This window comes from Planotetraspora mira, assembly GCF_016863275.1.
Taxonomy (GTDB): Bacteria; Actinomycetota; Actinomycetes; order Streptosporangiales; family Streptosporangiaceae; genus Planotetraspora; species Planotetraspora mira.
Genome location: NZ_BOOO01000017.1, coordinates 57,596 through 82,324, shown reverse-complemented (window position 1 = coordinate 82,324; position 24,729 = coordinate 57,596). Strand labels below are relative to the sequence as shown.

General features: G+C 71.5%; 21 protein-coding genes. 8 read left to right on the top strand and 13 right to left on the bottom strand.

Annotated elements, in window-relative coordinates:
• Position 1: 1 nt before the first annotated feature.
• From Pmi06nite_RS17015 to Pmi06nite_RS16980, 8 genes are all read right to left on the bottom strand, one after another.
• Positions 2 to 967 (bottom strand): sugar ABC transporter substrate-binding protein, encoded by a 966-nt coding sequence (locus tag Pmi06nite_RS17015; protein ID WP_203953990.1) that lies wholly within the window; start codon positions 965 to 967, stop codon positions 2 to 4.
• Between the two features lie 121 nt (positions 968 to 1,088).
• Positions 1,089 to 1,985: a TIM barrel protein gene (locus tag Pmi06nite_RS17010; RefSeq protein WP_203953989.1), complete on the bottom strand. Its 897-nt coding sequence runs from the start codon at positions 1,983 to 1,985 to the stop codon at positions 1,089 to 1,091.
• Positions 1,982 to 3,928 (bottom strand): 3D-(3,5/4)-trihydroxycyclohexane-1,2-dione acylhydrolase (decyclizing), encoded by a 1,947-nt coding sequence (iolD, locus tag Pmi06nite_RS17005; RefSeq protein WP_203953988.1) that lies wholly within the window; start codon positions 3,926 to 3,928, stop codon positions 1,982 to 1,984. Before iolD ends, Pmi06nite_RS17010 begins: the two co-directional genes overlap by 4 nt.
• The gene (gene iolB, locus Pmi06nite_RS17000) at positions 3,925 to 4,848 is read right to left on the bottom strand and encodes a 5-deoxy-glucuronate isomerase (RefSeq protein ID WP_203953987.1); all 924 of its coding nucleotides are present in this window, start codon (positions 4,846 to 4,848) and stop codon (positions 3,925 to 3,927) included. The genes iolD and iolB overlap by 4 nt, the downstream gene beginning before the upstream one ends.
• Complete coding sequence (locus Pmi06nite_RS16995; protein WP_203953986.1) at positions 4,845 to 5,744, bottom strand: class I fructose-bisphosphate aldolase; 900 nt, start codon at positions 5,742 to 5,744, stop codon at positions 4,845 to 4,847. Before Pmi06nite_RS16995 ends, iolB begins: the two co-directional genes overlap by 4 nt.
• Entirely contained in the window at positions 5,741 to 6,706 is a 966-nt protein-coding gene (gene iolC, locus Pmi06nite_RS16990; protein WP_203953985.1) for a 5-dehydro-2-deoxygluconokinase, read from the bottom strand. Before iolC ends, Pmi06nite_RS16995 begins: the two co-directional genes overlap by 4 nt.
• 3 nt (positions 6,707 to 6,709) lie before the next feature.
• A complete protein-coding gene (locus Pmi06nite_RS16985; RefSeq protein ID WP_203953984.1) occupies positions 6,710 to 7,654 on the bottom strand; it encodes a sugar phosphate isomerase/epimerase family protein in 945 nt (314 codons plus the stop codon).
• A gap of 4 nt (positions 7,655 to 7,658) precedes the next feature.
• On the bottom strand, positions 7,659 to 8,663 hold the full coding sequence (locus Pmi06nite_RS16980) for a Gfo/Idh/MocA family protein (RefSeq protein WP_203953983.1): 1,005 nt from the start codon (positions 8,661 to 8,663) through the stop codon (positions 7,659 to 7,661).
• A 171-nt stretch (positions 8,664 to 8,834) separates the two neighbouring features.
• On the opposite strand from Pmi06nite_RS16980, the gene Pmi06nite_RS16975 reads away from it, so the two are divergent.
• The 4 genes from Pmi06nite_RS16975 to Pmi06nite_RS16960 all read left to right on the top strand — a co-directional run bounded on the left by Pmi06nite_RS16975 (position 8,835) and on the right by Pmi06nite_RS16960 (position 16,690).
• Positions 8,835 to 9,572 carry a GntR family transcriptional regulator gene (locus Pmi06nite_RS16975; protein ID WP_275409574.1) on the top strand — a complete coding sequence of 246 codons (738 nt, stop codon included), beginning with the start codon at positions 8,835 to 8,837 and terminating at the stop codon, positions 9,570 to 9,572.
• Between the two features lie 126 nt (positions 9,573 to 9,698).
• Entirely contained in the window at positions 9,699 to 12,908 is a 3,210-nt protein-coding gene (locus tag Pmi06nite_RS16970; RefSeq protein ID WP_203953982.1) for an FtsX-like permease family protein, read from the top strand.
• Positions 12,908 to 15,526 carry an FtsX-like permease family protein gene (locus Pmi06nite_RS16965; protein WP_203953981.1) on the top strand — a complete coding sequence of 873 codons (2,619 nt, stop codon included), beginning with the start codon at positions 12,908 to 12,910 and terminating at the stop codon, positions 15,524 to 15,526. Before Pmi06nite_RS16970 ends, Pmi06nite_RS16965 begins: the two co-directional genes overlap by 1 nt.
• Positions 15,527 to 15,856: 330 nt before the next feature.
• Positions 15,857 to 16,690 carry a helix-turn-helix transcriptional regulator gene (locus Pmi06nite_RS16960; protein ID WP_203953980.1) on the top strand — a complete coding sequence of 278 codons (834 nt, stop codon included), beginning with the start codon at positions 15,857 to 15,859 and terminating at the stop codon, positions 16,688 to 16,690.
• Positions 16,691 to 16,714: 24 nt separating this feature from the next.
• Here Pmi06nite_RS16960 and Pmi06nite_RS16955 read toward each other — a convergent pair whose 3' ends face one another.
• Entirely contained in the window at positions 16,715 to 17,173 is a 459-nt protein-coding gene (locus tag Pmi06nite_RS16955; RefSeq protein ID WP_203953979.1) for a nuclear transport factor 2 family protein, read from the bottom strand.
• A 114-nt stretch (positions 17,174 to 17,287) separates the two neighbouring features.
• Between Pmi06nite_RS16955 and Pmi06nite_RS16950 the strand changes: the two genes are divergently transcribed.
• On the top strand, positions 17,288 to 17,869 hold the full coding sequence (locus Pmi06nite_RS16950) for a TetR/AcrR family transcriptional regulator (protein ID WP_203953978.1): 582 nt from the start codon (positions 17,288 to 17,290) through the stop codon (positions 17,867 to 17,869).
• A gap of 91 nt (positions 17,870 to 17,960) precedes the next feature.
• On the opposite strand, the gene Pmi06nite_RS16945 is transcribed toward Pmi06nite_RS16950, so the two are convergent.
• A complete protein-coding gene (locus Pmi06nite_RS16945) occupies positions 17,961 to 19,409 on the bottom strand; it encodes an MFS transporter (protein ID WP_203953977.1) in 1,449 nt (482 codons plus the stop codon).
• A gap of 205 nt (positions 19,410 to 19,614) precedes the next feature.
• On the opposite strand from Pmi06nite_RS16945, the gene Pmi06nite_RS16940 reads away from it, so the two are divergent.
• On the top strand, positions 19,615 to 20,208 hold the full coding sequence (locus Pmi06nite_RS16940) for a TetR/AcrR family transcriptional regulator (RefSeq protein ID WP_203953976.1): 594 nt from the start codon (positions 19,615 to 19,617) through the stop codon (positions 20,206 to 20,208).
• A gap of 61 nt (positions 20,209 to 20,269) precedes the next feature.
• Here the strand turns inward: Pmi06nite_RS16940 and Pmi06nite_RS16935 are convergent, their stop codons facing one another.
• Entirely contained in the window at positions 20,270 to 20,719 is a 450-nt protein-coding gene (locus Pmi06nite_RS16935; RefSeq protein ID WP_203953975.1) for a group II truncated hemoglobin, read from the bottom strand.
• A gap of 101 nt (positions 20,720 to 20,820) precedes the next feature.
• On the opposite strand from Pmi06nite_RS16935, the gene dxr reads away from it, so the two are divergent.
• Positions 20,821 to 22,029, top strand: a complete 1,209-nt coding sequence (dxr, locus tag Pmi06nite_RS16930; protein ID WP_203953974.1) for a 1-deoxy-D-xylulose-5-phosphate reductoisomerase — start codon at positions 20,821 to 20,823, stop codon at positions 22,027 to 22,029.
• 15 nt (positions 22,030 to 22,044) lie between these two features.
• Here dxr and Pmi06nite_RS16925 read toward each other — a convergent pair whose 3' ends face one another.
• On the bottom strand, positions 22,045 to 22,563 hold the full coding sequence (locus tag Pmi06nite_RS16925; protein ID WP_203953973.1) for a PadR family transcriptional regulator: 519 nt from the start codon (positions 22,561 to 22,563) through the stop codon (positions 22,045 to 22,047).
• Positions 22,564 to 22,716: 153 nt separating this feature from the next.
• Between Pmi06nite_RS16925 and Pmi06nite_RS16920 the strand changes: the two genes are divergently transcribed.
• Entirely contained in the window at positions 22,717 to 24,210 is a 1,494-nt protein-coding gene (locus Pmi06nite_RS16920) for an aldehyde dehydrogenase family protein (RefSeq protein ID WP_203953972.1), read from the top strand.
• A 111-nt stretch (positions 24,211 to 24,321) separates the two neighbouring features.
• Here Pmi06nite_RS16920 and Pmi06nite_RS16915 read toward each other — a convergent pair whose 3' ends face one another.
• Positions 24,322 to 24,729: a DUF779 domain-containing protein gene (locus Pmi06nite_RS16915; protein WP_203953971.1), complete on the bottom strand. Its 408-nt coding sequence runs from the start codon at positions 24,727 to 24,729 to the stop codon at positions 24,322 to 24,324.

Below are 24,729 nucleotides of genomic sequence, written 5' to 3'. Positions count from 1 at the left end.
CTCACCTCGTGCCGTTGGCGGCGAACTTCTCGACGTTGGCGACGTTGGTCTTGTCGATGAAAGCGGGGCCGGTCAGGGTCGCCTGGCCGCCGCCGATGGTGTTGCCGTTGACCTTGTAGAGCCACAGGCTGTCCACCGCGAGGTAGCCCTGGAGGTAGGGCTGCTGGTCGACCGCCCACTCGACCTCACCGTTCTTGATGGCGGTCACGAGGTCCTTGTTGGTGTCGAAGGTGACGACCTTGGCAGAACTGCTGGCGTCCTTGACCGACTTGACGGCGGTCAGCGCGAACGGGGCGCCGAGGGCGAGGACGCGGTCGATGCTCGGGTCCTGCTGGAGCTTGGAGGTGATGGCCGCCTGGACGCTCGGCATGTCGGTGCCCGTGACGTAGATCTTCTCGGTGTCCGGGAACGTGGCCTTCGCGCCGTCGCACCGGGCCTCCAGGCCGACGTGGCCCTGCTCCTGGATGACGCAGAGCGCCTTCTTCGCGCCGTCGGCCTTGAGCCGCTCGCCGGCCGCCTCGCCCGCGATCTTCTCGTCCTGGCCGAAGTAGCCCGAGATGCCCATGGCCTTCCAGTCGTCGATGCCGCCGTTGAGCGCGACGACGGGGATGCCGCCCTGGACGGCCTTCTCGACGTTGGCCTTCATCGCGTCGGGCTTGGCGAGGGTGACCGCGATGCCGTCGACCTTCTTGTCGATCGCGGACTGGACGAGGTTGGCCTGGTTCGCTCCGTCCGGGTCCGACTGGTACTGCAGGTCGACGTTGTCCTTGGCGGCGGCGGCCTCGGCGCCCTTGCGGACCAGGTCCCAGAAGGTGTCACCGGGGGCCGCGTGGGTGATGAGGGCGATCGTCATCTGGGGGGTGTCGGCGACCCCCGCCTTGGCGGCGCCACTCGCCTCGGCGGGCTGCTTGCCTCCGCTGGAGCTGCACGCGGCCAGGACGAGCGCCGCTAATGTGCCGGTCACCATGACGGAGATGCGAGATGTACGGATCACCTTGGTTCTGCCTTTCGTCGTCCGCCACCGCGGTGGGGCGGAACTGAGGAACTAGATGAACTGGTTCGTGATGGTTTGCCTCTTGTGGAGCGGGTCAGCGCAGCGGGCCGCAGGACTGCAGGTAGCCCAGGGTCCGCGTCGCGATGGGCAGGGGCTGGTCGGCAGGGCACGGATACATGTCCTGCTCGACGATGGCGAAGATCTCGGCGTCGAGTTCCGCCAGAGCATTGAGGATGGGCGGCATCTCGGGCACGCCGTTCGGCGGCTCGCACATGGCACCCATCCGTACGGCCTCGCCGAAGCCGATGCCCTTCTCGTGCACGTCCGCGACGATTCCGGGGTCGACCTGCTTGAGGTGGACGTAACCGATCCGGTCGGGGTGGTCCCGGATGAGCTTCAGGCTGTCGCCGCCGCAGTAGGCGATGTGCCCGGTGTCGAGGCACAGGTTCACCAGGCCGGGGTCCGTCTCGTGGAGGAACCGCTCGACGTTCTCGTGGGTGTCCACGTGTGTGTCGGCGTGCGGGTGGAACTGGATCCGCAGGCCGAACTCCTCCCTGATCCGGCGCGCGAGCCGATTCATCAGCGCGGCGTACGCCGGCCACTGCTCGTCGGTGAGGCGCGCGTCCTCGATGACCTCCCCGGTCTGGGGGTCGCGCCAGAAGTCGGGGATGACCACGAGGTGCTCGGCGCCCATGGCGGCGGTCAGCGAGGCGGCCGCGGAGACGTCCTTCCACGTGCTGTCCCACGAGTCCGCGCGGTGCAGGTGCTCGAAGATCGTGCCCGCGGTCATGGTCAGGCCCCGCCGGTCGAGTTCGTCGCGCAGGCGGGAGGGGTCGGTGGGCAGGTAGCCGTACGGTCCCAGTTCGATGCGCGTGTAACCGGCGGCGGCTACCTCGTCCAGGAAGCGCTCCCAGGGAGTCTGCAGGGGGTCGTCGGCGAACCACACTCCCCAGCTGTCCGGCGCGCTGCCGATCATCGCCGGTCTGCTCATCGGCCGTCCCTGTCCACCGGCGCCAGGTGGGGGCGCTGCGTGGCCTTGTGCGCCACGTACTCGTCGTGGGCCCGCCGCGTGGTGTCGAGATCGCTGACCTGGCTGACCGGGACGTCCCACCAGGATTCGCTGTCCGGGGCGTGGACGCTGGGATCGGTCTCGACGTGGATGACGACGGGACCGCCGTCGGCGGGAGCGGCCTTGGCGTCCCTGATCGCCTGCTCGAGTTCCTTGCGGCTGTGCGCCTCGATCACGGTGGCGCCGAGGCTCCGGGCGTTGGCGGCCAGATCGATCGGCAGCCGCTCTCCGTCCAGGCGGCCGGTGGCGTCGTTGCGGTAGCGGTACCGGGTGCCGAACCGCTGCGACCCGAGCGACTCGGAGAGCGAGCCGATGGAGTGGAAGCCGTGGTTCTGCACCAGGACGACGATGATCTTGAGTCGTTCCTGCACCGCGGTGACCAGCTCGGTCGGCATCATCAGATAGGAGCCGTCGCCCACCAGGACGAACACGTCCCTGTCCGGGTCGGCCAGCCGTACGCCGACGCCTCCGGGGATCTCATAGCCCATGCAGGAGAAGCCGTACTCGACGTGGTAGGACTTGCGGTCCCGGACCCGCCACAGCTTGTGCAGGTCGCCCGGCATGGAGCCGGCCGCGCACACGACCACGTCCCTCGGGTCGGACAGCTCGTTGACGCAGCCGAGGACGGTGCCCTGGGTGAGCACGCCCTCGGCGAGCGCGTCGGTGACCTCCGCGGGCGGGTTGTGCGCCGCCTCCACGCGCGCGTCCCAGTCCCGCCACAACTCCGCCTGCCGGTCGCGGTACGCCGGGTCCACCGTGTACCCGTCGAGGGCCGCGGTCAGCGCGGTGAGCGCCTCCCGGGCGTCCGCCACGACCGACAACCCCGCGAGCTTGCCGGCGTCGAAACGGGCGACGTTGACGTTGACGAAGCGGACGTCAGGGTCCTGGAAGGCGGTGCGTGAGGCGGTGGTGAAGTCGCTGTAGCGGGTCCCGACGCCGATGACGACGTCGGCCTCGGCGGCGAGTGCGTTTGCGGCGGTCGTGCCCGTCGAGCCCACGGCGCCCATCGCCTGAGGGTGCCCGTGCGGCAGCGAGCCCTTGCCGGCCTGGCTCTCGCCGACCGGGATCCCGGTCGCCTCGCTGAACGCGCGCAGCGCGTCCTCCGCGCCGGAGTAGTGCACCCCGCCCCCGGCCACCACGAGCGGGCGGCGCGCCGAGCGGATGAGCGCGGCGGCGTCCTCGACGTCGACGGCCTCCGGCAGGGGCCGCGCCACCCGCCAGACCCGCTCGGCGAAGAGCTCCACCGGCCAGTCGAACGCCTCCGCCTGCACGTCCTGGGGCAGCGCGACGGTCACCGCCCCGGTCTCCACCGGGTCGGTGAGCACCCGCATGGCGCCGAGGAGCGCCGAGGGCAGCTGCTCCGGCCGGTTGACCCGGTCGAAGAAGCGCGACAGCGGGCGGAAGGCGTCGTTGACGGTGAGGTCCGCGGCGTACGGCGCCTCGAGCTCCTGCAGCACCGGCCCGGCCACCCGGGTCGCGAACGTGCCCGAGGGCAGGAGCAGCACCGGGAGCCGGTTGACGGTCGCGAGCGCGGCCCCGGTGAGCATGTTGGTCGAACCGGGGCCGACGGACGCGGTGCAGGCCCACGTCTGCAGGCGGTCCTTCTGCCGCGCGTAGGCCACCGCCGTGTGGACCATCGCCTGCTCGTTGCGGGCCAGCACGTACGGCAGGCGCTCCTCGCCGCCGGCGAGCTCGTTCTGCAGCAGCGCCTGGCCGACCCCGGCGACGTTGCCGTGGCCGAAGATCCCGAGACACCCGGCGAACAGCTTCTGGCGGCGCCCGTCGCGCTCGCTCCACTGGTTGGCAAGGAAACGGACGACGGCCTGGCCCACGGTCAGGCGCACCGTCTCTGCGGTCGAGGTCATCGCAATCCTCCGATCGGAAGCCTGGGATCGACGTCCTGCTGGGCCCACGACTCCCGCACCCAGCCGTGCGCGGGATCGTCGCAGATCAGCCAGGCCCGGGTCGAGCCGGGGCCGGCCATCACATTGAGGTAGTAGAGGTCGTAACCGGGAGGCGCCATCGCCGGGCCGTGCCATCCGTGCGGCACGAGGACGACGTCACCGGAGCGGACTTCCGCGAGGACGTCGATGGGCCGCGCGTCCGTGCCGTAGACCCGCTGGTAGCCGACGGGGTCCGCGCCCTGAGCCGGGCCGCCCGACTCGATCCCGACCTCGAAGTAGTAGATCTCCTCGAGCTCGGTCTCCACGCCGTCACGTTCCTCGTCGTGCTTGTGCGGCGGGTAGGAGCTCCAGTTGCCCGCGGGAGTGACGACCTCGCAGGCGATGATCGAGTCGGCGTCGAGCACCTGCGGGACGCCGAAGTTGCGCACCTCGCGCGAGGCCGTACCGGCTCCGCGGAGCTCGACGGGGACATCGGTGACGGCCACGTGCCGGAACGGCGGCGGCACCTCACGCTTGGCCGCCTTCGCGCCGCAGAGCGCGACCTTCACCTGGTCCGCTCCGGGGTTGCGCACGGTGAGGCGCGACCCCCGCGGGACGTAGGCGACGTCGGTCGGACCGGCGAAGACGCTCTCCCGCCCGGTGAGCCGGGCCTCGTGCCGCTCGCCCGCCTGGTCGACCGCCGTGACCTCGGCGCCTCCCCGCAGCGGCACGACGAGGACCTCGTCCTCGCCGGTGGCGACGGTCACCTGGCCGGCCGGCTCCAGCGTGGCCACCCGCAGGCTTGTGTGCGCCCATCCGTCCAGGGTGTCGTCGATCGACACCTCGAACTCGCCCGCGGCGGCGGTCCCGAAGGGGTGGACCCAGCGTCCGTTGTCGCTCATGGCCTGGTCCCGTGCACGAGACCCGCGGCGATGTCGACCGCTGCGGCGACGTCGCCGTCCGGCGGGAACAGCAGCGCCCGCCCCACGACCAGCCCGCGCACGGCGGGCAGGTCCAGCGCCCGGCCCCACGCGGCGTACGTCTCGTCCGGGTGCCCGCTCGGATCCCCGCCCAGCAGGAGGGTCGGCAGCGTGGTCGCGTCCATGACCCGCTCCAGCTCATCGACGACCGGCAGCTTCAGCCAGGTGTGCCGGCTCGTCGCGCCGAGCCCCGCCGCGATGTGGATGGAGGTGATGGTCGAGTCGGGGTCGAGCAGGTTCCGCACGCGGCCGTCCTGGCGGACGGACAGGAAGGGCTCCACCATCGCCATCACGCCCTGCTCGGCCAGATCGGTGACCGCGCGGGCGCTCGCCTCGAGCGTCGCGACGGTGCCGGGGTCGCCGTAGCAGATCCGGGTCAGCATCTTGCCGCCGTCGAGGCCGCTGGACGCGATCTCCTCGGCCGTGTAGGCGGTGAACCGGTCGTCGAGCTCGAAGACCGAACCCTGCAGACCACCCCGGTTCATCGAACCGATGGCGACCTTGTCGTCCAGAGCGCCCATGAGCAGCAGGTCGTCGAGGATGTCCGGTGTGCCGAGCACGCCGTCGACGCCCGGGCGGGACAGCGCCGTGGCCAGGCGCTCCAGCAGGTTGCTGCGCGAGGCCATCGCATGGCGGTCGTCGCGGACGCCGAGTGCGCCGCGGGCCGGATGGTCCGCGGCCACGATGAGCAGCCGGCCGTCCTCGCCCACGAGCTCGCGGCGTCGCCTCGCGGCCCACCCTTCGGTGATCCGCCCGGGCTCGCGCACCCGGATCTCGGTCAGCTCGGCGATGCCCGCCCGGCTCGACGTCGTCGTCATCGTCCCCCCTCATGTTCCTGGCCGGCGAGGACGGCCTCGACCTCGGCCTCGTACGGCATCGCGCTGGAGCACTCGAGCTTCGAGGCGACGATGGCGCCGGCCACGTTGGCGAACTGCAGGATGCGATGCAGATCCCACTCGCCCCGCAACCCGTGGACGAGCGCGCCGCCGAAGGCGTCCCCGGCGCCGAGGCCGTTGACGACCGTGACGGGGAAGGGGGGGACCTCGACACGCTCGTCGGCGGTCGCGGCGAGCACGCCCTTGGGGCCCTGCTTGACGATCGCGAGCTCCACTCCGCGCTCGAGCAGGGCGTCCGCCGCACGCTGCGGGTCGGTCTCGCCGACGGCGACCTCGCACTCCTCGCGGTTGCCCACCGCCACGGTGACGTGGTCGAGGGCCCTGCCGACCTGTGCGGCGGCCTCGGCGCGGTCCGGCCAGAACATCGGCCGGTAGTCGAGGTCGAGGACGGTGTGCGACCGCCGTCCCCTGGCCTCCCACGCGGCGAAGTGCGCCGCGCGCGACGGCTCCTGAGACAACCCGGTGACGGTGGCCCAGTAGACCGACGCGTCACGGATCGCGTCGAGCGGCAGCTCGTCCGCCTCGATCATCAGGTCGGGGGCGGTCGGGTAGCGGTAGAAGTACAGCGGGAAGTCGTCCGGGGGGAAGATCTCGCAGAAGGTCACCGGCGTCGGCGGGCCGTCGACCTCCGTGACGAACGTGTCGTCGACGCCGAAGTCACGCAGCGCCCGGTGAACGTACCGGCCGAACGGATCCCGGCCGGTACGGGTGATGATCGCGGACCGGCGGCCGTACCTGGCCGCGGCCACGCTCACGTTGGTCGCGCTGCCACCGAGGAACTTCCCGAAGCGTTCGACGTCCTCGAGGCCCACGCCGGAGTCGAGGGGGTAGATGTCCACCCCGACCCGGCCCATGGCCACGAGATCGTATGCCGCTGGGGCCATCGGTCATGCCTCCGCTGCGCTCGGGTCGCCGGCCACGGCGAGCAGGTGCGCGATGCTCGTCCGCACGTCCGCCACCGGGTCCGGCCCTCCTGCGGCCGGTGCGGCGGCGAGGATGGTGTCCTGCTCGAGGACGTACCACCCTGCATACCCACTGCCTTCGAGGGCGGCCACGATGGCCCTGATGTCGACGTCGCCCTCGCCGAGCGGGACGTACATGCCACCGGCCACGGCCTCGGTGTAGGTCACGTCGCCGGACTGCACGCGCTTGGCCCAGTCCACCCGGACGTCCTTCAGGTGGGTGTGGACGATCCGCTCGGGGTTGCGCTGGGCGATGCCGACGGGGTCTCCGCCGCCGATGAGGAGGTGCCCGGTGTCGAGGCACAGGCCGATGCGGCTGCCGGCGAGCACCCGCTCGGTCTCCTCGCCGCTCTCGATCATCGTGCCGACGTGGGGGTGGAGCGTGGCCACGAGCCCGTGGGCGGCCGCGGCGTCGGTGATGCGGTCGAGGTTGCCCAGCAGGGTCGACCAGCCCGAGTCGTCGAGGACCGGACGGTCGTCGTAGCCCTCCTGGCCGGTGGCGGCGGCGATGACGACGGTGGAGGCCTGGGCCGCGACCAGACCCTCCATGGCGCGCTCGACGTCGGGGAGGGGGTCGTGGCCCGGCTGGTGCAGGATCACGGGGACGAACTGCCCGACCGCCTTCAGCCCGTAGCCGGCCAGCGTCTCCGCCTTGGCCTGGGGGTCGTCGGGCAGGAAGCCGTCAGGGCCGAACTCGGTGGCGCTCAGGCCGAGCTCGCGCATCTGGCGCAGCACGGTGTCCGGTTCGAGCTGGAAACCCCATCCGGGGACCTCGCAGACGCCCCAGGAGATGGGTGCTCCGGCGACGCGGTCGGCCACGGGGCGGCGGTCGCCTGACGGCTGGGTGCTCGGGGTGCTCACAGTGGTCATGTCCTCAGATCCCCTCGATCTCGGAAAGGGCGACGGGCCTGCGCTCCGCCCGGGAGCGCTCGCACGCCTCGGCGATGCGGGAGGCCTGGAGCGCGTCGGCGACGGTGCACGGGGAGGTCCGCTCACCACGGGCGACCTCCGCGAAGGCCGTGAGCTCGGCCTGGTACGCCGGGAGGAAGCGCTCCATGAACGACCACTTCTGGGGACCCCTGGGGAAGTCGACGCCCTCCTCGGCGGAGCGCATCGCCAGCGAGTGGTCCAGCCCGACGGCGATCGTGCCCTTCTCGCCGTGGACCTCCATGCGGACGTCGTGGCCCGCGCCGTTGTAGCGGGTCGAGGAGATCAGGACGATCGTGCCGTCGTCGAGGGTCAGCAGCGCCCCGGCGGTGTCGACGTCGCCGGCCGCGGCGAAGAAGTCGGCGCCCTTGTTGGCACCCGTCGCGTAGACGGAGGCGACCTCCCGTCCGGAGACGAACCGGAGGATGTCGAAGTCGTGCACGTTGCAGTCGCGGAAGATGCCGCCGGAGGTCGGGATGTAGGACGCGTGCGGCGGGGCCTGGTCGTGGGTGTTGGCCCGGATGGTGTGGACGAATCCGAGCTCGCCGGACTCCACCGCCGCCCGCGCCCGCCGGTAACCGGCGTCGAACCGCCGCTGGAAGCCGACGTGCACCGGCACGCCGGTGGACGCGACGAGCTCGGCGAGCCCGATGGTCTCCTCGAGGGTGGCCGCCACCGGCTTCTCACAGAACGTGGGAACCCCCGCGGCGATGCCCTGACGCAGGAGCGGCGCGTGGGCGGGGGTCGCCGTGGTGATCACGAAACCGTCGACGCCGGACGCGAGCAGCGCCTCGGCGTCCGGAGCGACTTCGACCCCGAGCTCGTCGGCGACGGTCTTGGCCGCCCCGAGGTCGGCGTCCGTCACGACGAGCTCGTCGACGAAGTCGAGAGCCGCCAAGGTCCTGGCATGGAAGGCGCCTATCCGTCCGACGCCCGCTAGCCCGATGCGCATTCGTGATCCCCGTTTCGATCTACGTCGTTTGTTGTGCCCGCCGTGGCATGAGGCCCTGTTTCGGCAGCCGACGATGATGGGTAGCGTGCCCGTTCGCCAAATGTCACGTCAAGACTTTGTACTGACATATTCTCGTAACGTCGTTCTCACACACGGGAGTACACTCGGCCCGTGGCAATCCAAGTGGGCGTCTCGATCGACCGCTCTTCCCCCGTGCCCCTCTACCACCAGCTCGCGGAGCAGCTCAGCGGCGCGATCGCCAGTGGCATGCTGCAGCCCGGTGACCCGTTCGAGAACGAGATCGCCCTCGCGGAGCGCCTCAGTCTGTCGCGCCCGACGGTACGGCGTGCCATACAGGAGCTGGTCAACCAGGGCCTCCTGTTGCGGCGGCGCGGGCTCGGCACCACGGTCGCCAACCGCAAGGTGCACCGGCGCGCCGAGCTCACCAGTCTCTACGACGACCTCAAACGTGACGGCGGCCGGCCGGCGACCACCGTACTCAAGCACGAGATCGTGCGGGACGAGCGTGTGGCCACAGCGCTCGATCTGCCCGCCGACGCCGAGCTGCTGTCGATCATTCGCCTGCGGCTGTCCGACGAGCGCCCTCTGGCGATCCTCCACAACTGGCTGCCACCGGTCTACAACGACATCACCCGTGAGGACCTCGAGGGGGAGGGCCTGTACGCCGTGATGCGGGACCGCGGCGTGCGCCCGGTCGTCGCGCACCAGACGATCGGAGCGCGGACGCCGACCGCGGCCGAGCGGCGCCACCTCGGGCTCAAGCCCTCCGAGCCCGTTCTCACGATGACGCGCGTCGCCTTCGACGCGGTGGGCAACGCGGTGGAGTACGGCGACCACAGCTACCGGGCGCAGGACTACAGCATCGAGGTCATGGTCGACAAGCGGTGACGCGTCGGCCGGTCCGGCGGTGACCGGCAGACCCGGCACTTTCACAAAGCGGTCCGTAATAGCTGATCTATGCGGACATGCCGGACTATTCTTCAGGGGTTTCAGCCGAGATCCTTTGGAGCGGGCATGGCGCCGGGGCGCGCACGACGGGTGCCACTGCTGCTCCGGCGTGCCTCCAGTGAGCCCTTGCTGCTGCTCACCGCGTTCGGCTCCGTCCTGCTGGCCACCACCGCGCTCGTCGCGCTGATCACCTACGCCATGGTGGTGACGGAGTCCGGGGTCCGGCGGGCCATGGCGGTGGCCCCGTTGTCGACGACGTCGGCCAGGGTGAGCACCCTGATCAGCTCGGGCGACCTTCAGAAGGTCGACGCCGCCGTCCGCTCCCACGCCCGCGACGCCTACGGCGACCTGCCGTTCACCGTGACCCGGTCGATCCGGTCCGACTCGTACGCGCTGCCGGGTCAGGAACGGCGTGAGCGGCCCGACCTGACCAGATTCGCGACCTACGAGGGGATCGAGCGGCGCAGCCGCCTCGTCGCGGGCGCCTGGCCTCGGGAGGCGGGAGAGCTGGAGGTCGCGCTCTCCCAGTCGTCCGCGCAGGCCATGGGCCTGACCGTCGGCGACGGCTTCACGGTCGTCGGGCGGCTCAGCCACCAGCCGGTGCGCGCGCGGGTCGCCGGGGTGTTCGACCTGCTCGACCCGTACGACGACCGGTGGAAGGGCGACGAACTGCTGCGCCGGGGCGTCGAGACGGGCAACTACACCACCTACGGGCCGCTCGTGGTCGCGCCGGGCGACTTCCAGCGGTATTTCGCGACCGACGTGTCCGCGGCCTGGCTCGCGGAACCGGACCTGCGGGACCTGCCGAGAGACCGGCTGCGGACTCTCGCGGCCTCCGTCTCCGCGCTCGGCGACGACCTGAGGCGCGACTGCGCGACGTGCGCCACGTTCACCCGCCTGCCGGACATGCTGGAGCAACTCGACCAGGCCGCGCTGGTCGCGCGGTCCACGATGCTCGTGCCGGTCCTCCAACTGCTGCTGCTCGCCGCCTACGCGCTGACGCTCACCGCCCGGCTGCTGGCCGACCACCGCAGGATGGAGGTGGCGCTGCTGCGCACCCGGGGAGCGGGCGGCGTACGGCTCGGCCTGCTCGCCGCCGGCGAGGCGCTGCTGGTCGCGCTGCCCGCGATGGTGATCGCGCCGCTGCTGGCTCCGTGGGTCCTGGCCGCGCTGGGCGCCGTCCCCTGGATCCGGTCCTCAGGCGTACGGCTCGCGCCCGTGCCCGACGCGGCCTCCTTCCTCGTCTCCGCCGCGGTGGCGCTGGCGTGCGCGGTCCTGCTGGTGCTGCCCGCGCTGCGCGGCGCGCGCCGCACCTACGTCGAGGAGCGGTCGGCCCGCGGGCGGGGGGAGAGGCGGGGGTTCATCCAGCGCGCGGGGGCGGATGTGGCTCTGCTCGCGGCGGCCGCGCTTGCGATCTGGCAGCTCGGACTGTACGGCGCCCCGGTCACCTCGACCGCCGCGGGCGGGCTGGGCATCGATCCGTTGATCGTGACGGGACCCGCCCTGACGTTGCTCTGCGGCGGCCTGCTGGGCCTGCGCCTGATCCCCATGGCGTCGGCGATCGCCGAGCGGCTCACGGCCCGGCGGCGCGGCCTCACTCCCGTGCTCGGCTCGTCGCAGGTCAGCCGCCGCCCGTTGCGGTACGCGGGCCCCGCGTTGCTGCTCACGATGGCGATCGCCATCGGCGTCGTCTCGCTGGCCACCTCCGCGACCTGGCGTCTCTCCCAGGAGGATCAGGCCCGCCATCAGGCGGGGGCCGACCTGCGCGTCTCCGCGCCCGCCGAATGGCCGGAGCTCGGCGGGCTCGGCCGGGGCGCGGTGTACAGGGCGCTGCCCGGCGTGACCGAGGCCGCTCCCGTTCAGCGGGAGACGGTGGACTTCGCGGGGACGCAGGCGACCCTCCTCGCCATGGACGCGGACCGGCTCGGGGGCGTCATGTTGTGGCGTGACGACCTCGTGTCCTCCCCGGTGCCGCGGCTCGGACGCGACCTCGCCGCCGCCCGCCCGCGGGTGTCGCCGATCCCGCTTCCCGGCGAGCCGCACGCCCTGTCCCTTCGCGTACGGCTCGGCCTCACGCCCCCCGGCGCCGCGCACGGGGAGGTCCGGTTGCGACTGGCGGTCGTGGACGCGCTCGGCACCGTCCAGCAGACGGCCGCCGTTTCTCTCGAGGAGGGCGGCCAGGAGGTGCGCTTCGACCTTCAGGCGCTCGCCGGGAGGTCGGGCCGGCCGGCATATCCCCTCGCCGTACAGGCTCTGCTGCTGGACCTGCCCGACCCGGGCGACCTGACAGCCGTGACACCCGCGCTGGACGGCCTGCGGACCGACACGGGAGCCGCCGTCCCGCTGCCCGACGCCTTGACGGCCTGGGCGGGTGTGGGTGAGCAATCGGTCGAACCAGGCGGTTTCACCGTTCGGGTGTCTCCTCCGTCCGCCCAGGCGGCGGCCCAGCCGTTGCGGCTGGCCGTCATGCCGAGCGCTCCCTCCGGCACCCGGGCGCTGCCGATAGTGGTCACCGCCGACCTGGCCGCCAAGGCCGGGCTGAAGGTGGGCGTGGCCGACTCCGTCACCATGAGCGGGGCCACGATGCTCGTGATGCCCGTCGCCATCGCGTCGGCGTTGCCCGGAACCGCCCCCGGCGAGCCGGCCCTGCTGACCGACCTCCGCACGCTGGCCTACCAGGATCTGACCGAGGGACGCGCGCCGCGTCCCATCGCCGAGTGGTGGCTGAGCGCGGGCGGAGGTGACACCTCCGCCGCCGTGGCCGCGCTGGCCCACCACCCCGAATGGAACCAGACCGTGGTGGACAGAGAGACCCTCGTCCGGCGGTTCCGTGACGACCCGCTGGCGAGTGGACTGCAGGGTGCGCTCGTGCTCGGCTTCCTGTCGGCGGTGGCCTTCGCGCTGCTCGGTTTCCTGGTCAACGCCGCGGTGGTGGCGCGGGAGCGCACGACCGAGTTCGCCCTGTTGCGCGCGATCGGCGTCAGCCACCGTCAGGTGTTCGGGTTGCTCGCCGTCGAGCAGTCGTTCGTCGTCGTCCTGTCGCTGGCCGCGGGCACGGGGATCGCCGTCGTCATGGCCGTGCTGGTGGTGCCGCACATCGTGCTCACCGGACAGGCGGCCGCGGTCACCCCGGCGGTCACGCTCGACATCCCCTGGGCTCCCACGGTCGCGCTGCTGGCCGCAGTCGCCGTGGCCCTGCTGGCCATCGTGGCGGCGCTGGCCCGCCGGTTGTCCGGGCACGGGCCGGGCAGTGCCGTACGGATCGGGGAGGACTGATGCCCTTCACGCTTCTGCGGGCGCATCGAGGAGCGGCGGCGGCGCTCGCGCTGCTCGCCTTCACCGCGTCCTTGCTGCTGGCGGTGTTGCCGCGCACCTTCGAGCAGTCGTACGACGACTCCCTCCGCCGCGTCCTGGACGACAGCACCGCCGACCTCGTCGACCTGGACGTGGCGTTCTGGCCGCAACCGATCGGCGACCTGTACACCAGCCCGTCGCGGTTCGCCGCCGCGGACGCCCAATGGCGGGGAGCCCTGCCGCCCGCCCTCCGGAAGGTCGTCCAGGCCGGTGGGAACGGCCACTACGGGGCGTCGACGTACGGCACGCCGGTGGTCGGCAGGGTGGGGGAGCCGAACCAGGACTTTCAGTTCGTCGACCTGGCCTGGCTGCCGGCGGCCGACCGCCGCGTGCGCTACGTCGAGGGAGCCCCGCCGGGGCCCGCCGGGCGTGTCCGGGTCGGCGGGCGGGACCTCGACCGGGTCGACCTCGCTCTCGTGCACGAGGCGGCGGACAAGCTGGGCCTGCACGTCGGCTCGACGCTGCTGCTCGGGGCGGACGGGCGGCTCGCCGCCCGCGTCACCGGGTTCTTCGAGCTCGTCGATCCCGCGGACGGGTTCTGGGAGCACAACCGGGGCGTCCCGCACGTGAGCCTGCGACCCAGCGGCGACATCGACCAGCTGTTGGTCACCGGGCTCACCGGCGCGGACAGCCTGGCCCACATGGACAGCAGTCTCGGCGTGCGGTACTCGTGGGTGCTCGGCCTCGACACGGGTGCGGTGACCGCGCGCAACGCCCCGGACGTGGTGGACGCTCTCGGCGTCTACAACCGGATGGTCGGCGGGAGGTCCACCGTGATGGGCCAGTACACGCTGGAGACCGGCCTCTCCCCGCTGCTCACCGGCTTCCTCAGGAAGCTGGCGACCGCGCAGACGCTGATGCTCCTCATCCTCGGCGGGCTCGGGCTGGTCTCGGTCGGCGTCATCGTGCTCGCGTCGCAGTTGCTGACCGAGCGGATGCGCGCCGGGCTGACGCTGATGCGGGCCAGGGGCGCGGGGCCGGTCCGGATCGTCGGCACGGGTTCCGCCGTGGCGGCCCTCGCGGCGCTGCCGGCCGTCCTGCTCGGGTACGGCCTGGCGTTCCTGGTGCCCGGCCCGGTCACCCCGGCCGCGCTGATCGGGCCCGTGATCCCGGCTCTGGCCGCGATCGCCCTCCCCGTCGTACGGCTCGCCCGGTCCTACCGCGAGCCGTTGAACGGCCGGCGGGAGGACGCCGTCCTGCGGCGGCCCTCGCCGCGCAGGATCGTCACGGAGGTGACGGTCGTCGGTCTGGCCCTGGCCGGGGCATACCTGCTGCCCACCCGGGGCCTCACCGGCGGCTCCGCGGAGGCGGGCGACCCGTTCCTGATGGCCGTGCCGGCCGCGCTGACGCTCGCGGCGGCACTGGTCACGCAGCGCGGCTACCCCTATCCGCTCCGCCTGGCCGGCCGGCTGGCACGGCATCGGGCCGTGCCCTTCCTCGCCCTCGCCCAGGCGGCCAGGGCCAGGGGGGCGGCCGCCCTGGCGGTGCTGATCCTGCTGCCCGCGCTGGCAGTCTCCGTGTTCGGGGCGGTGGTCTCCCAGGCGATCGGCGACACCCAGCGGACCGCCGCCTGGCGGCAGGTCGGTGCCTCCGCCCGGATCGAACGGGACGCCGACATCGCGCCCGGGACCATCGAACGGGTGCGCGAACTGCCGGGGGTCGAGGAGGTGCTGCCGGTGGCCAAGGGGATCGCCCAGATCAGCGTCGGCGGCCGCAGGGTGCGCATCGTCGCGGTGGATCTCGCGGCCTACCGGCGGATGGCGTCGGGCACCCCGCTCGTCGTGCCCGCACCGGCCCCCGGAGTGTCGGCAGGGGTGCCCGCGCTGGTCTCGCCGTCGCTCAGCGGCCTGACGACGTTCGAGCTCGGCTGGCCGGCGCGGATGACGGCGGTCAACAGGGGCACGATCAGCGCGCTGCCCGGACTGGCCGAGGCCGGCGACGAGCTGATCGTCCTGCCGTACGACGCGGCGAAGCGGTCGGGGACGGTTCCGTTCGCCAACACGCTGCTGGTGAAGGGGGACGCCGACCGGGCGAGCCTGGCCAGGGTCGTGAACGATCCGCAGGTCCTCGTGGTGACCGCCGACGACGCTCTGCGCAAGATCGCCGACAGCCCGCTGACGAGCACGATCGTGATGGCGTTCACCCTCGTCACGGTCGCTCTCGCGGGCTACGCGCTCGTGGCGGTGGTCATCGCGCTGATGATCGGCGCCGCGGACCGGGCCCGCACGCTCGCGTACCTGAGGACCGCCGGGCTGTCCCGGCGGCAGGCGCGGAGCCTGACCGTGCTGGAGATCGCGCCTCTGATCGTGCTCGCCTCGCTCGCGGGCCTCGCGCTCGGACTCGCGCTTCCGCTCGCACTCGGCTCCGGCATCGATCTGTCCGCCTACGCCGGCCTGCCGGTCGACGGGTTCCCGATCAGTCTGGGGACGCCGTCGCTGCTGGCCGCCGGAGTGGCCGCGGTCGCCGTCCTCGGTGCCTGTTTACACGCGATGACAGGGCGGGCGGTCGCCGGAGTCCTGCAAATGGGGCAGGCCCCGTGACAGGCCGCGCCCTGTGGTCATCGGCGGACTCTCGCGGACACGGGCCGCGGCCGGTCACTCCCGCAGCCGTGGCCAGTCACTCCCGCAGCCGTCGTCGAGAAGCCGCGGCTTTTTCGTTTCTCATGGAAATCGTCCGAGATTCCATGAGAAACGGAAACGGCGCCCATGCCCCCCGCCTAGATGTACCGCCCCGTGAGGTGGGTGACCCGGCTTGCGGATGGTCAGCCCCTGATCGCGGTGCGTCCGCGGTGAGCGCCCATGGGTGGGTGTCGCACTGCTGGGTACAGCACGACCTCGCTCGGAGGCGGAGCCTTTGTATTAATTGTGAACATGGCAGGTGGAGGCCCTCTCGGCGAGTTCTTGCGCGCCAGGCGTCAGGTCACGACGGTCGATCAGGCGGGAATGGACTCGGTCGCCCGCCGGCGGCGGACGACCGGGCTTCGCCATGACGAGGTCGCCCGGCTGGCCGGTGTCAGCACCGACTACTACGTGAGGCTCGAGCAGGGGAGGGAGCGTGATCCCTCGGATCAGGTCCTCGGCTCCCTCGCACGGGTGCTCCAGCTCGACCTCGAGGCCACCCGGCACCTCTACGAGCTGGCACACCGAAGGGCGAGTCAGCTGAGGAAGGTGATCGGCAGCCGGGGCGAGCCTGTCGGCCCGGAGGTGCTGCGCTTCATCGAGCGCCAGCACGACGTGGCGGCGTTCGTGGTGAACCGCCGTTGGGATGTGCTGGCGCAGAACCCGCTGAACGCCGCCCTTCATGAGGGTCTGGAGCACAACGGCAACCTGATGCGGATGACCTTCCTCAACCCCGCGTCCCGTGAGTTCTATCTGGACTGGGAGCAGGAGGCCTCGTTCAAGGTGGCACACCTCCGGGCCGCCGTGGGGGCGAACCACGACGATCCGTCCTTGTACGAGCTGGTCGAGGAGCTCTCGCTCGAAAGCGACGACTTCCGCCGGCTGTGGGCCCGGCATGAAGTGCGGGGCAGAACCCACGGGTCCATCCGTCTGCACCGCGACGATGTCGGTGACATGGCCTTCACCTTCGAGGTCTTCGCGGTCTGCCGGACCCCCGGCCAGCTTCTGGCGGTCCTCCAGGCCGAGTCCGGCAGTCCGTCCGAGCACGCTCTGGCCAGACTGGCCGGCCTCGCCGCCGCACGATGATGTGACGCGACCGCCGGGGTCCCGTCACCGGATCGGGAAGGGGACTCCGCGCTCGTCGTCAGGGCGCGGTCCGAAGATGCGCCTGTCCTGCTCCTGGATGCGGACGTCGTTGATGCTGGCCTCCCGGCGGGCCATGAGGCCGTCGGCGTCGAACTCCCAGAGTTCGTTGCCGTAGCTCCGCCAGAACCGGCCGTCGGCGTCGTGGCACTCGTACTGGAAGCGCACGGCGATGCGGTTGCCGTCGAAGGCCCACAGTTCCTTGCGCAGCGCGTAGTCGAGTTCGCGCTCCCACTTCCGGGTGAGGAACTCGACGATGGCCTCGCGCCCGGTCACGAAGGCGTCGCGGTTGCGCCAGACCGAGTCCGGCGTGTAGGCGAGCGCGACCCTCTGCGGGTCGCGGGTGTTCCACGCGTCCTCGGCGGCCTGGACCTTCTGCAGCGCGGTCTTGTGGTCGAACGGTGGCAATGGTGGGCGCTGGGCCATGCCCTCACCTCTCTGATGTGTGCGGGGGAACGATGCCCGTCGTGGAGAACGAGCGTTCTCCACTAACCTAGAGAACGCTGGTTCTCTCAGTCAAGGCAGGGGCGAGGTGATGGAGTGGATCGGGAGGCGGCGCGCGACCACGTGCTCGACGCGGCGGAGGAGTTGTTCTACGGCAGGGGCATCCAGGCCGTGGGCATGGACGAGATCCGCAGCCTGTCGGGTGTGTCGCTCAAGCGCCTCTACCAGCTGTTCGCCACGAAGGACCGGCTCGTCGAGGCCTACCTCGAGCGCCGCGACCTCAGCTGGCGGCGGCGCCTCGCCGAGCACGTGGAGTCGTGTGACGACCCGGAGGGCCGGATCATCGCCGTCTTCGACTGGCTCGAACTGTGGTTCGGCGAGCCCGGCTTCCGCGGGTGTGCGTGGATCAACTCCTACGGCGAGCTGGGGGCCACGTCGGCGACCGTCGCCGCGCAGGCCCGGCGGCACAAGCAGGCGTTCGGCCGATACCTGGAGACGCTCACCGACGGGGCTCACCTTCCCCGCGACCTGGCGGGCCATCTGCTCCTGCTCGCCGAGGGCGCCATGGTGACCGCCGGAATCCTCCGTGATCCCGGAACGGCGGCACAGGCCAGGGCGGCGGCCGGCCTGCTGCTCGAATCCGCCAGGCGGACACGTCCTCCGGCCCCAGCCGGGTGAGACGGAGGACGTCGCCCGAGGGGAGACGGAGGACGGCCGCCCCGGGCGGGGGCCGGACCGGGGGCGGCGGGCCGTGTGCCGGCCCGCGCCGTCAGTCCTTCCCGCCGCCGACAGACGCCGGTGCGGCGGCCGGGGTCTCGCGCACGGCGGCCGCGGACGCCCGGCGCCCGCGCACGGTGGGAATGAACAGCGCCACGACGACGGCGGCCGCCGAGGTCAGGGCGAGCACCGAGAAGCTGTGCGTGAAGCCCGACTCGTACGGCAGGCCACCGGGCTCCAGATGACCCGTGATGACGGAGCTCACCACCGCGGTGCCGATCGACCCGCCGATGGTGCGGATGTTGGCGTTCATACCACTGGCGGCGCCGGTCTGGTTCGCCGGCACGCTCTGCACGATCAGGTTGGTCATCGAGGCGTAGGCGAGGCCGAGGCCGAGACCGAAGACGCCGCCGGCGACGGCGATCTGCCACGGCTGATCGTGATAGACGGCGAACGCGGCGCACGAGAGCATGCTGCCCGCCGACCCCCACACGAGTTGGGCCTTGGCTCCGACGCGACGGGAGATCGGGCCGCTGACCGTTCCGCCGACGGCCATCGTCACGAGCATGGGCAACATCAGGAGACCGGCGCCGGTGACCGTGGAGCCGAACCCGTAGCCCGCCGCCCGGGGTATCTGCATGAACTGCGGCAGGAACGCGTACACGGAGAACATGCCCGCGCCGAACAGCAGCGCCACGAGGTTGGTCGTCCACACGGCGGGCAGCCGCATCATCCGCATGTCGATCAGCGGGTTGCGGGACCTCGTCTCGACCGTGATCCACAGGGCGAACAGGACCACCGCGGCGGCGAACGACGCGATCGTCCGGGCCGACCCCCAGCCCCACGACGAGGCCTCGCTGAGCGGGACCAGCAGCGCCACCAGCCACCCCGACAGGAGCACCGCGGCCAGCCAGTCGACGCGCCCCGGAGTCCGCACCGGAGACTCCGGCACATACCTGTAGGCGAGGATCGCGGTCACCGTCACGACGATCATCGGAATCCAGAAAAGCCACCGCCAGTCCAGCGCTCCGACGATCGGACCGGCCAGCACGATGCCCAGGCCGCCTCCGGCGGCGATGACGGCGGAAAGGCCGCCGACCGCGGAAGGCACCCGCTCAGGGGGGAACTCGTCGCGGATGATCCCGAACGACACCGGGAACACCGCTCCGCCGAGCCCCTGGACCACCCGGCCGACGATCAGCACCCCGAGGTTCGGGGCGAGCGCGGCGATCAGGCACCCGACGGCGATCGCGCCGAGGGCGACGAGAAGGGTGCGCTCCTTGCCGATCATGTCGCCGATGCGGCCCAGCAGAGGGGTCGCGACCGACGCGGACAACAACCACGCCGTCAGCACCCAGGTCACCGTGCCCTGGCTGGTGTGCAGATCGTGCTGGATGGTCGGCAGCACCGGGGTGACCAGCGACTGCATGATCGAGAATGCGGCGGCGGCGGCGGACAGCACCAGGAAGGTGCGCCGCGCCGTTGAGGTGGCGCCTGCCATGAAGAGTCCTTCGACTATGAATGACGCCTGGGCCGCGGGGGGGCATGCCGGCGAGGAGGCCGGCCGCCGGTGCCTCTCACGGCATCCGCGGACGACGACCCAGGCTGTAAAGTGGAGGAGAACCTCCGCAATAGCGGAGGTATGCCTCCACAATAACGGAGGCAAGCCTCCGCTGACAAACGGCCGCCTTACCTGGGAGTCATCTGTGACAGAGAGAACAATCACAGGCACCGGCTCCGCCGACGTGGTGCGGCGCCCGCACCGTGCCGACGCCCGGAGGAACTTCGACGCCCTGCTCGTCGCGGCGCGTGAGGCCTTCGCCCAGCACGGCACCGGGGCGTCGCTGGAGGACATCGCGCGCCGGGCGGGCGTCGGCATCGGCACCCTCTACCGCAACTTCCCGACGCGCCAGGACCTGTTCGACGCGGTGTACGTCGACGATGTGGAGGGGCTCCGCCGTGAGGCCGAGAAGGTGGCCGGCCTGCCGCCGTGGGAGGCCCTCGTCACCTGGTTGCGACGCTTCGTCGGATATGTCGCTACAAAGGCCGCGATCTCCGAAGCGCTCAACCGCGAATCCGCGATGTTCCGCTCGTGCAGAGACATCATGTACGGAGCAGGGGAGCCGCTGTTCGCACGGGCGCAGGAGGCCGGGGACGCCCGCGCGGACATCAGCTTCGACGACGTGCTCCGCCTGGTCGGCGGAATCACCGGAGCGTCCTTCGTCGACGACGAGCAGCGCGAGCGGGTGCTCGGAATCGCCCTCGACGGTGTGCGCGCCCGGCCTGCCGGGGCGGTCTGACCCCGCCGCCCGTGTCACCGCCTTCTACGCATGCGAACAGCGGTGACCCGCGGGGCGGGGATCATGCGGACGGTGTGGGCCAGTCCCAGTGCGGGACCTCGCGGAGCGGGTGCAACTGGTCATCGGTCTCCGCATGGGAGTTCTGCACGGCCACCTGCGAGCCGAACTCGACGTGGGACCGGAGCGCCTCACGGAACGGCGGGTCGGCGGGAAGCCCTGCCCGATCCGCGGCCGCCATGTACAACTCGACGAACCGCTGCCGTTGCGGCTCGCTGATCCTCAGACCGCGGTGGACTTCGATGAGCCCGAGAAAACCACCCATTTCCTGGGAGAACGTTTCGGGACCGCCGAAGGTCTCGGCGGTGAAGGCCGTCAGGTGTGCCACGTGCTCAGGCCGTCCCGCGCCGAACAACGGCTGCAGCAGCGGATCGGACAGGACACTGGCGTAGAAGATGTCGATGAACCGGTGAAGGCCGTCGTGACCGCCTGCGTGATCATAAAGCGACTCCATGATTACATCGTTACCTATACATGCGCGTCTGTGACCCCCATCCCCAGGATCGGATTCCGACCGCTGAGAGGGCGGCCGGAGGGCGTCGATAGCATCCGATCATGCCTTCCCCGCACCACGAGCCCCGCAGCCTCGTTCTTCTCGGGTCGACCGGGTCGATCGGCACCCAGGCGATCGACGTCATCCAGCGCAACGCCGGCCGCTTCCGCGTCAGGGCCCTCTCCGCCGGCGGCGGGGATCTCGACCTCCTCGCCCGGCAGGCGCTCGACCTGGAGGTCGGCTACGTGGGCATCGCCGCGGCCGACGGCGCGCGGAGATTCCAGGACGCGCTGCGGGCGGAAGCCCGGCGGCGCGGCCTCGGCTCCGCCGGGTCGTCTCTGCCGGAGATCGTCTGCGGTCCCGACGCCTCGGCGCGGCTCGCCTCGTTGCCCTGTGACGCGGTGCTCAACGGCATCACCGGCTCGGTCGGTCTCGCGCCCACCCTGGCGGCGCTGGAGGCCGGGAGCAGGCTGATCCTCGCGAACAAGGAATCGCTCATCGTCGGAGGGGCGCTGGTCAAGAAACTGGCGGCGCCCGGCCAGATCATCCCGGTCGACTCCGAGCACTCCGCGCTCTTCCAGTGCCTCCAGGGCGGGAAGACGGAAGAGGTACGCCGCCTGATCGTCACCGCCAGCGGCGGACCCTTCCGCGGACGCACCCGCGCCGAGATGGCGGACGTCACCGCCGAACAGGCGCTCGCGCACCCGGTCTGGAACATGGGGCCGGTCATCACGGTCAACTGCGCGAACCTGGTCAACAAGGGGCTGGAGGTCATCGAGGCCCATCTCCTGTTCGACATCCCCTTCGACCGGATCGAGGTCGTCGTCCATCCGCAGGTGATGGTCCACTCCATGGTCGAGTTCCACGACGGCTCGACCCTGGCCCAGGTCGCTCCACCGGACATCCGCATGGCGCTCGCCCTGGGAATGTCGTGGCCCGACCGTGTGCCGGACGCCGCGCCCGCCTGTGACTGGACCAGGGCGTCCTCCTGGGATTTCCTTCCCGTCGACCACGACGCCTTCCCCGGCCTCCGCCTGGCCTGCGCGGCCGGGGAAGCGGGGGGAACGACGCCCGCGGTGTTCAACGCCGCCAACGAGGAGTGCGTCGCGGCCTTCCTCGACGGGCGCCTGTCGTTCCTCGAGATCACCGACACGGTCGAACGCGTGATGGGCGAGCACGACCAGGCCGTCGGCGAGATGACGCTCGAAGCCGTGCTGGCCGCGGAGACGTGGGCCCGGGTGCGGGCGCGGGAGCTGACCGGCGCGGCATGATCCCGCGACGGGTGGTCAGCGCATGACGGCCTGGAGGAACCTCATGGTCGCCTGGGCGGTCTCGTACCGCCACGAGGCCAGCGTGTGGTCGAACCCGGTGGCCTGATCCAGGCGGCGCTCCAGGCCGGCGATGATCGGGATCAGGTGGTCACGCTGGGCGTCCAGCAGCGGCCCCGGGCTGACTCCGGCTCGGTCGAGGAGGGCGAGCTTGACCAGGAGTTCTGAGCGGATGTCGCGGATGTGACCCACCGGCCGCACCAGCCAGGCCTGAACGGCGGCCAGGCCCGCGGGGGTCGCGGCGACGAGGTTGCGTTCCGGCCCGCCGTCGCCGGGGGCGGTGCCCGCCCGCTGGATCAGGGCGAGATCGGACAACCGGCCGCACGCGCGGTAGACCAGCGGCTTGGGGACCTGCCAGATCGCGCCGACGGGGCCCGAGGCCCCGGTGATCCGGGCGACCGCGAATCCGTGTGTGGGACCTTCGGCGACCAGGGCCAGCACCAGCCATTCGGTGAACGACAACGGGGGCGGCTCCACGGATCCAAGACTAGAGGCCGGGGCCCCCTTGTCTTCTCACATCGCAAGTAGTCTCATTGTGACTACTGGCTCGCCCGGCCCCCCAGGCCGGCTGACCGCCGGCACGTGGTGCGGCCGGGAGAGCGCCCTCTGAACAGATGGGAGCCGACACTGATGACGGTGACCCTGGAAAAGAGCGTCGAGGACTTCGTAGCCACTCCGCGGCAGCTCTTCATCGACGGGCGATGGGTGGACGCGGCCTCGGGCAAGACGTTCGCCACCCCCAATCCGGCCACCGGTGAGACCCTCGCACACGTCGCCGAGGCCGACACCGAGGACGTCGACCGGGCCGTGCGCGCCGCCCGGCGGGCCTTCTCCGGACCGTGGTCGCGGATGAGCGCCTCACAACGAGGCCGGATCATCTGGAAGATCGGGGACCTGATCCTCGAGCACGCGGAGGAACTCGCCCAGCTGGAGTCGCTGGACAACGGCAAGCCCCTGGCCGTGGCGCGCGCGGCGGACGTCCCGCTGGCCGCCGACCTGTTCCATTACATGGCGGGCTGGGCCACGAAGATCGAGGGGAACACGATCGCCCTGTCCGTGCCGTACATGCCGGGTGCGGGTTTCCACGCCTACACGCTGCGCGAGCCGGTCGGCGTGGTGGCCCAGATCATCCCCTGGAACTTCCCGCTGCTGATGGCCGCCTGGAAACTGGGGCCCGCCCTGGCGACCGGGAACGTGGTGATCCTCAAGCCCGCCGAGCAGACCCCGCTGTCGGCGCTGCGGCTCGCCGAACTGATCGCCGAAGCCGGGGTGCCGGACGGCGTGGTCAACGTCCTCCCCGGGTACGGCGAGACGGCCGGTGCGGCGCTCGCGGCCCACGACGACGTCGACAAGGTCGCCTTCACGGGCTCCACGGAGGTCGGCAGGCTGATCGTGCACGCCGCGGCCGGGAACCTGAAGAAGGTCACTCTGGAACTCGGCGGCAAGAGCCCCAATGTCGTGTTCGACGACGCCGACCCCGAGATCGCCATCGCGGGCGCGGCGAACGCGATCTTCTTCAACCACGGCCAGTGCTGCGTGGCGGGATCACGGCTGTTCGTGCACGAGAGCAGGTTCGACGAGGTGGTCGAGGGCGTCTCCGAGATCGCCCGCGGCATCAAGCTCGGCTCCGGGCTGGAGGCCGACACGCAGATGGGTCCCCTGGTCTCCGACGAGCAACTGCGCCGGGTGACGGGCTACCTGGAGTCCGGCCGCACCGAGGGCGCGGAGACGCGGGCCGGCGGCAGGCGTCACGGCGACCGCGGCTACTTCGTGGAGCCCACCGTCCTGACGGGCACCCGCCCCGACATGAAGGTCGTCCGCGAGGAGATCTTCGGGCCGGTCGTGGTCGCCGCTCCGTTCTCCGACCTGGACGAGATCGCCGCCCAGGCCAACGCCACCAGCTTCGGACTGGGCGCGGGAATCTGGACCCGAGACATCTCCAAGGCGCACACGCTGGCCGCGAAGATCCGGGCCGGCACCGTCTGGATCAACTGCTACAACGTCTTCGACGCGGCCCTGCCGTTCGGCGGTTACAAGCAGTCCGGATGGGGACGAGAGATGGGCCACGAGGCGCTGGAGGCCTACACCGAGGTGAAGGCGGTCTGCGCCCAGATCGGAGGCTAGCCCTCCACAGGCTCCCGAGGACGCTGTGAGACCGGATATCCGCACCGTCACCGGGATCGGGTGGGGTGGCCGCGTCGGCCACCCCACCCTCAGCACTTCACGCCCCGGTCGTCAGACGTCGCCGAGTACGCCGAGTTCCTCGAGGGTCAGCAGCCGGGAACGGGTCAGGAAGCGCATCCCCTCGGGTGCCTCCAGGGAGAATCCGGCGCCCCTGCCCGGCACCACGTCGATGGTGATGTGGGTGTGCCGCCAGTACTCGAACTGCGACGCCGACATCCACACCGGGATCGGCGCGGCGACGCCGTCGACCGTGAGGTCGCCGAGGTGGACGTCGGCGGCGCCGGTGCGGAACTCTCCCGCCGGGTAGCACATCGGCGCGCTGCCGTCGCAACATCCGCCGGACTGGTGGAACATCAGCGGGCCGTGCTCCTCGGTGAGCCGGCGCAACAGGCCCGCCGCGGTCTCGGTGAGGTCCACGCGTCCCTCCGAAGAGGGTGATCCGCCGTCAGGGCCCGGCAT

Bases quoted from the DNA above. Each gene is read 5' to 3' on its own strand.
- Pmi06nite_RS17015 (WP_203953990.1), bottom strand. From the start codon at position 967: ATGGTGACCGGCACATTAGCGGCGCTCGTCCTGGCCGCGTGCAGCTCC.
- Pmi06nite_RS17010 (WP_203953989.1), bottom strand. From the start codon at position 1,985: ATGAGCAGACCGGCGATGATCGGCAGCGCGCCGGACAGCTGGGGAGTG.
- iolD (WP_203953988.1), bottom strand. From the start codon at position 3,928: ATGACCTCGACCGCAGAGACGGTGCGCCTGACCGTGGGCCAGGCCGTC.
- iolB (WP_203953987.1), bottom strand. From the start codon at position 4,848: ATGAGCGACAACGGACGCTGGGTCCACCCCTTCGGGACCGCCGCCGCG.
- Pmi06nite_RS16995 (WP_203953986.1), bottom strand. From the start codon at position 5,744: ATGACGACGACGTCGAGCCGGGCGGGCATCGCCGAGCTGACCGAGATC.
- iolC (WP_203953985.1), bottom strand. From the start codon at position 6,706: ATGGCCCCAGCGGCATACGATCTCGTGGCCATGGGCCGGGTCGGGGTG.
- Pmi06nite_RS16985 (WP_203953984.1), bottom strand. From the start codon at position 7,654: ATGACCACTGTGAGCACCCCGAGCACCCAGCCGTCAGGCGACCGCCGC.
- Pmi06nite_RS16980 (WP_203953983.1), bottom strand. From the start codon at position 8,663: ATGCGCATCGGGCTAGCGGGCGTCGGACGGATAGGCGCCTTCCATGCC.
- Pmi06nite_RS16970 (WP_203953982.1), top strand. From the start codon at position 9,699: ATGGCGCCGGGGCGCGCACGACGGGTGCCACTGCTGCTCCGGCGTGCC.
- Pmi06nite_RS16965 (WP_203953981.1), top strand. From the start codon at position 12,908: ATGCCCTTCACGCTTCTGCGGGCGCATCGAGGAGCGGCGGCGGCGCTC.
- Pmi06nite_RS16960 (WP_203953980.1), top strand. From the start codon at position 15,857: ATGGCAGGTGGAGGCCCTCTCGGCGAGTTCTTGCGCGCCAGGCGTCAG.
- Pmi06nite_RS16955 (WP_203953979.1), bottom strand. From the start codon at position 17,173: ATGGCCCAGCGCCCACCATTGCCACCGTTCGACCACAAGACCGCGCTG.
- Pmi06nite_RS16945 (WP_203953977.1), bottom strand. From the start codon at position 19,409: ATGGCAGGCGCCACCTCAACGGCGCGGCGCACCTTCCTGGTGCTGTCC.
- Pmi06nite_RS16935 (WP_203953975.1), bottom strand. From the start codon at position 20,719: ATGGAGTCGCTTTATGATCACGCAGGCGGTCACGACGGCCTTCACCGG.
- dxr (WP_203953974.1), top strand. From the start codon at position 20,821: ATGCCTTCCCCGCACCACGAGCCCCGCAGCCTCGTTCTTCTCGGGTCG.
- Pmi06nite_RS16920 (WP_203953972.1), top strand. From the start codon at position 22,717: ATGACGGTGACCCTGGAAAAGAGCGTCGAGGACTTCGTAGCCACTCCG.
- Pmi06nite_RS16915 (WP_203953971.1), bottom strand. From the start codon at position 24,729: ATGCCGGGCCCTGACGGCGGATCACCCTCTTCGGAGGGACGCGTGGAC.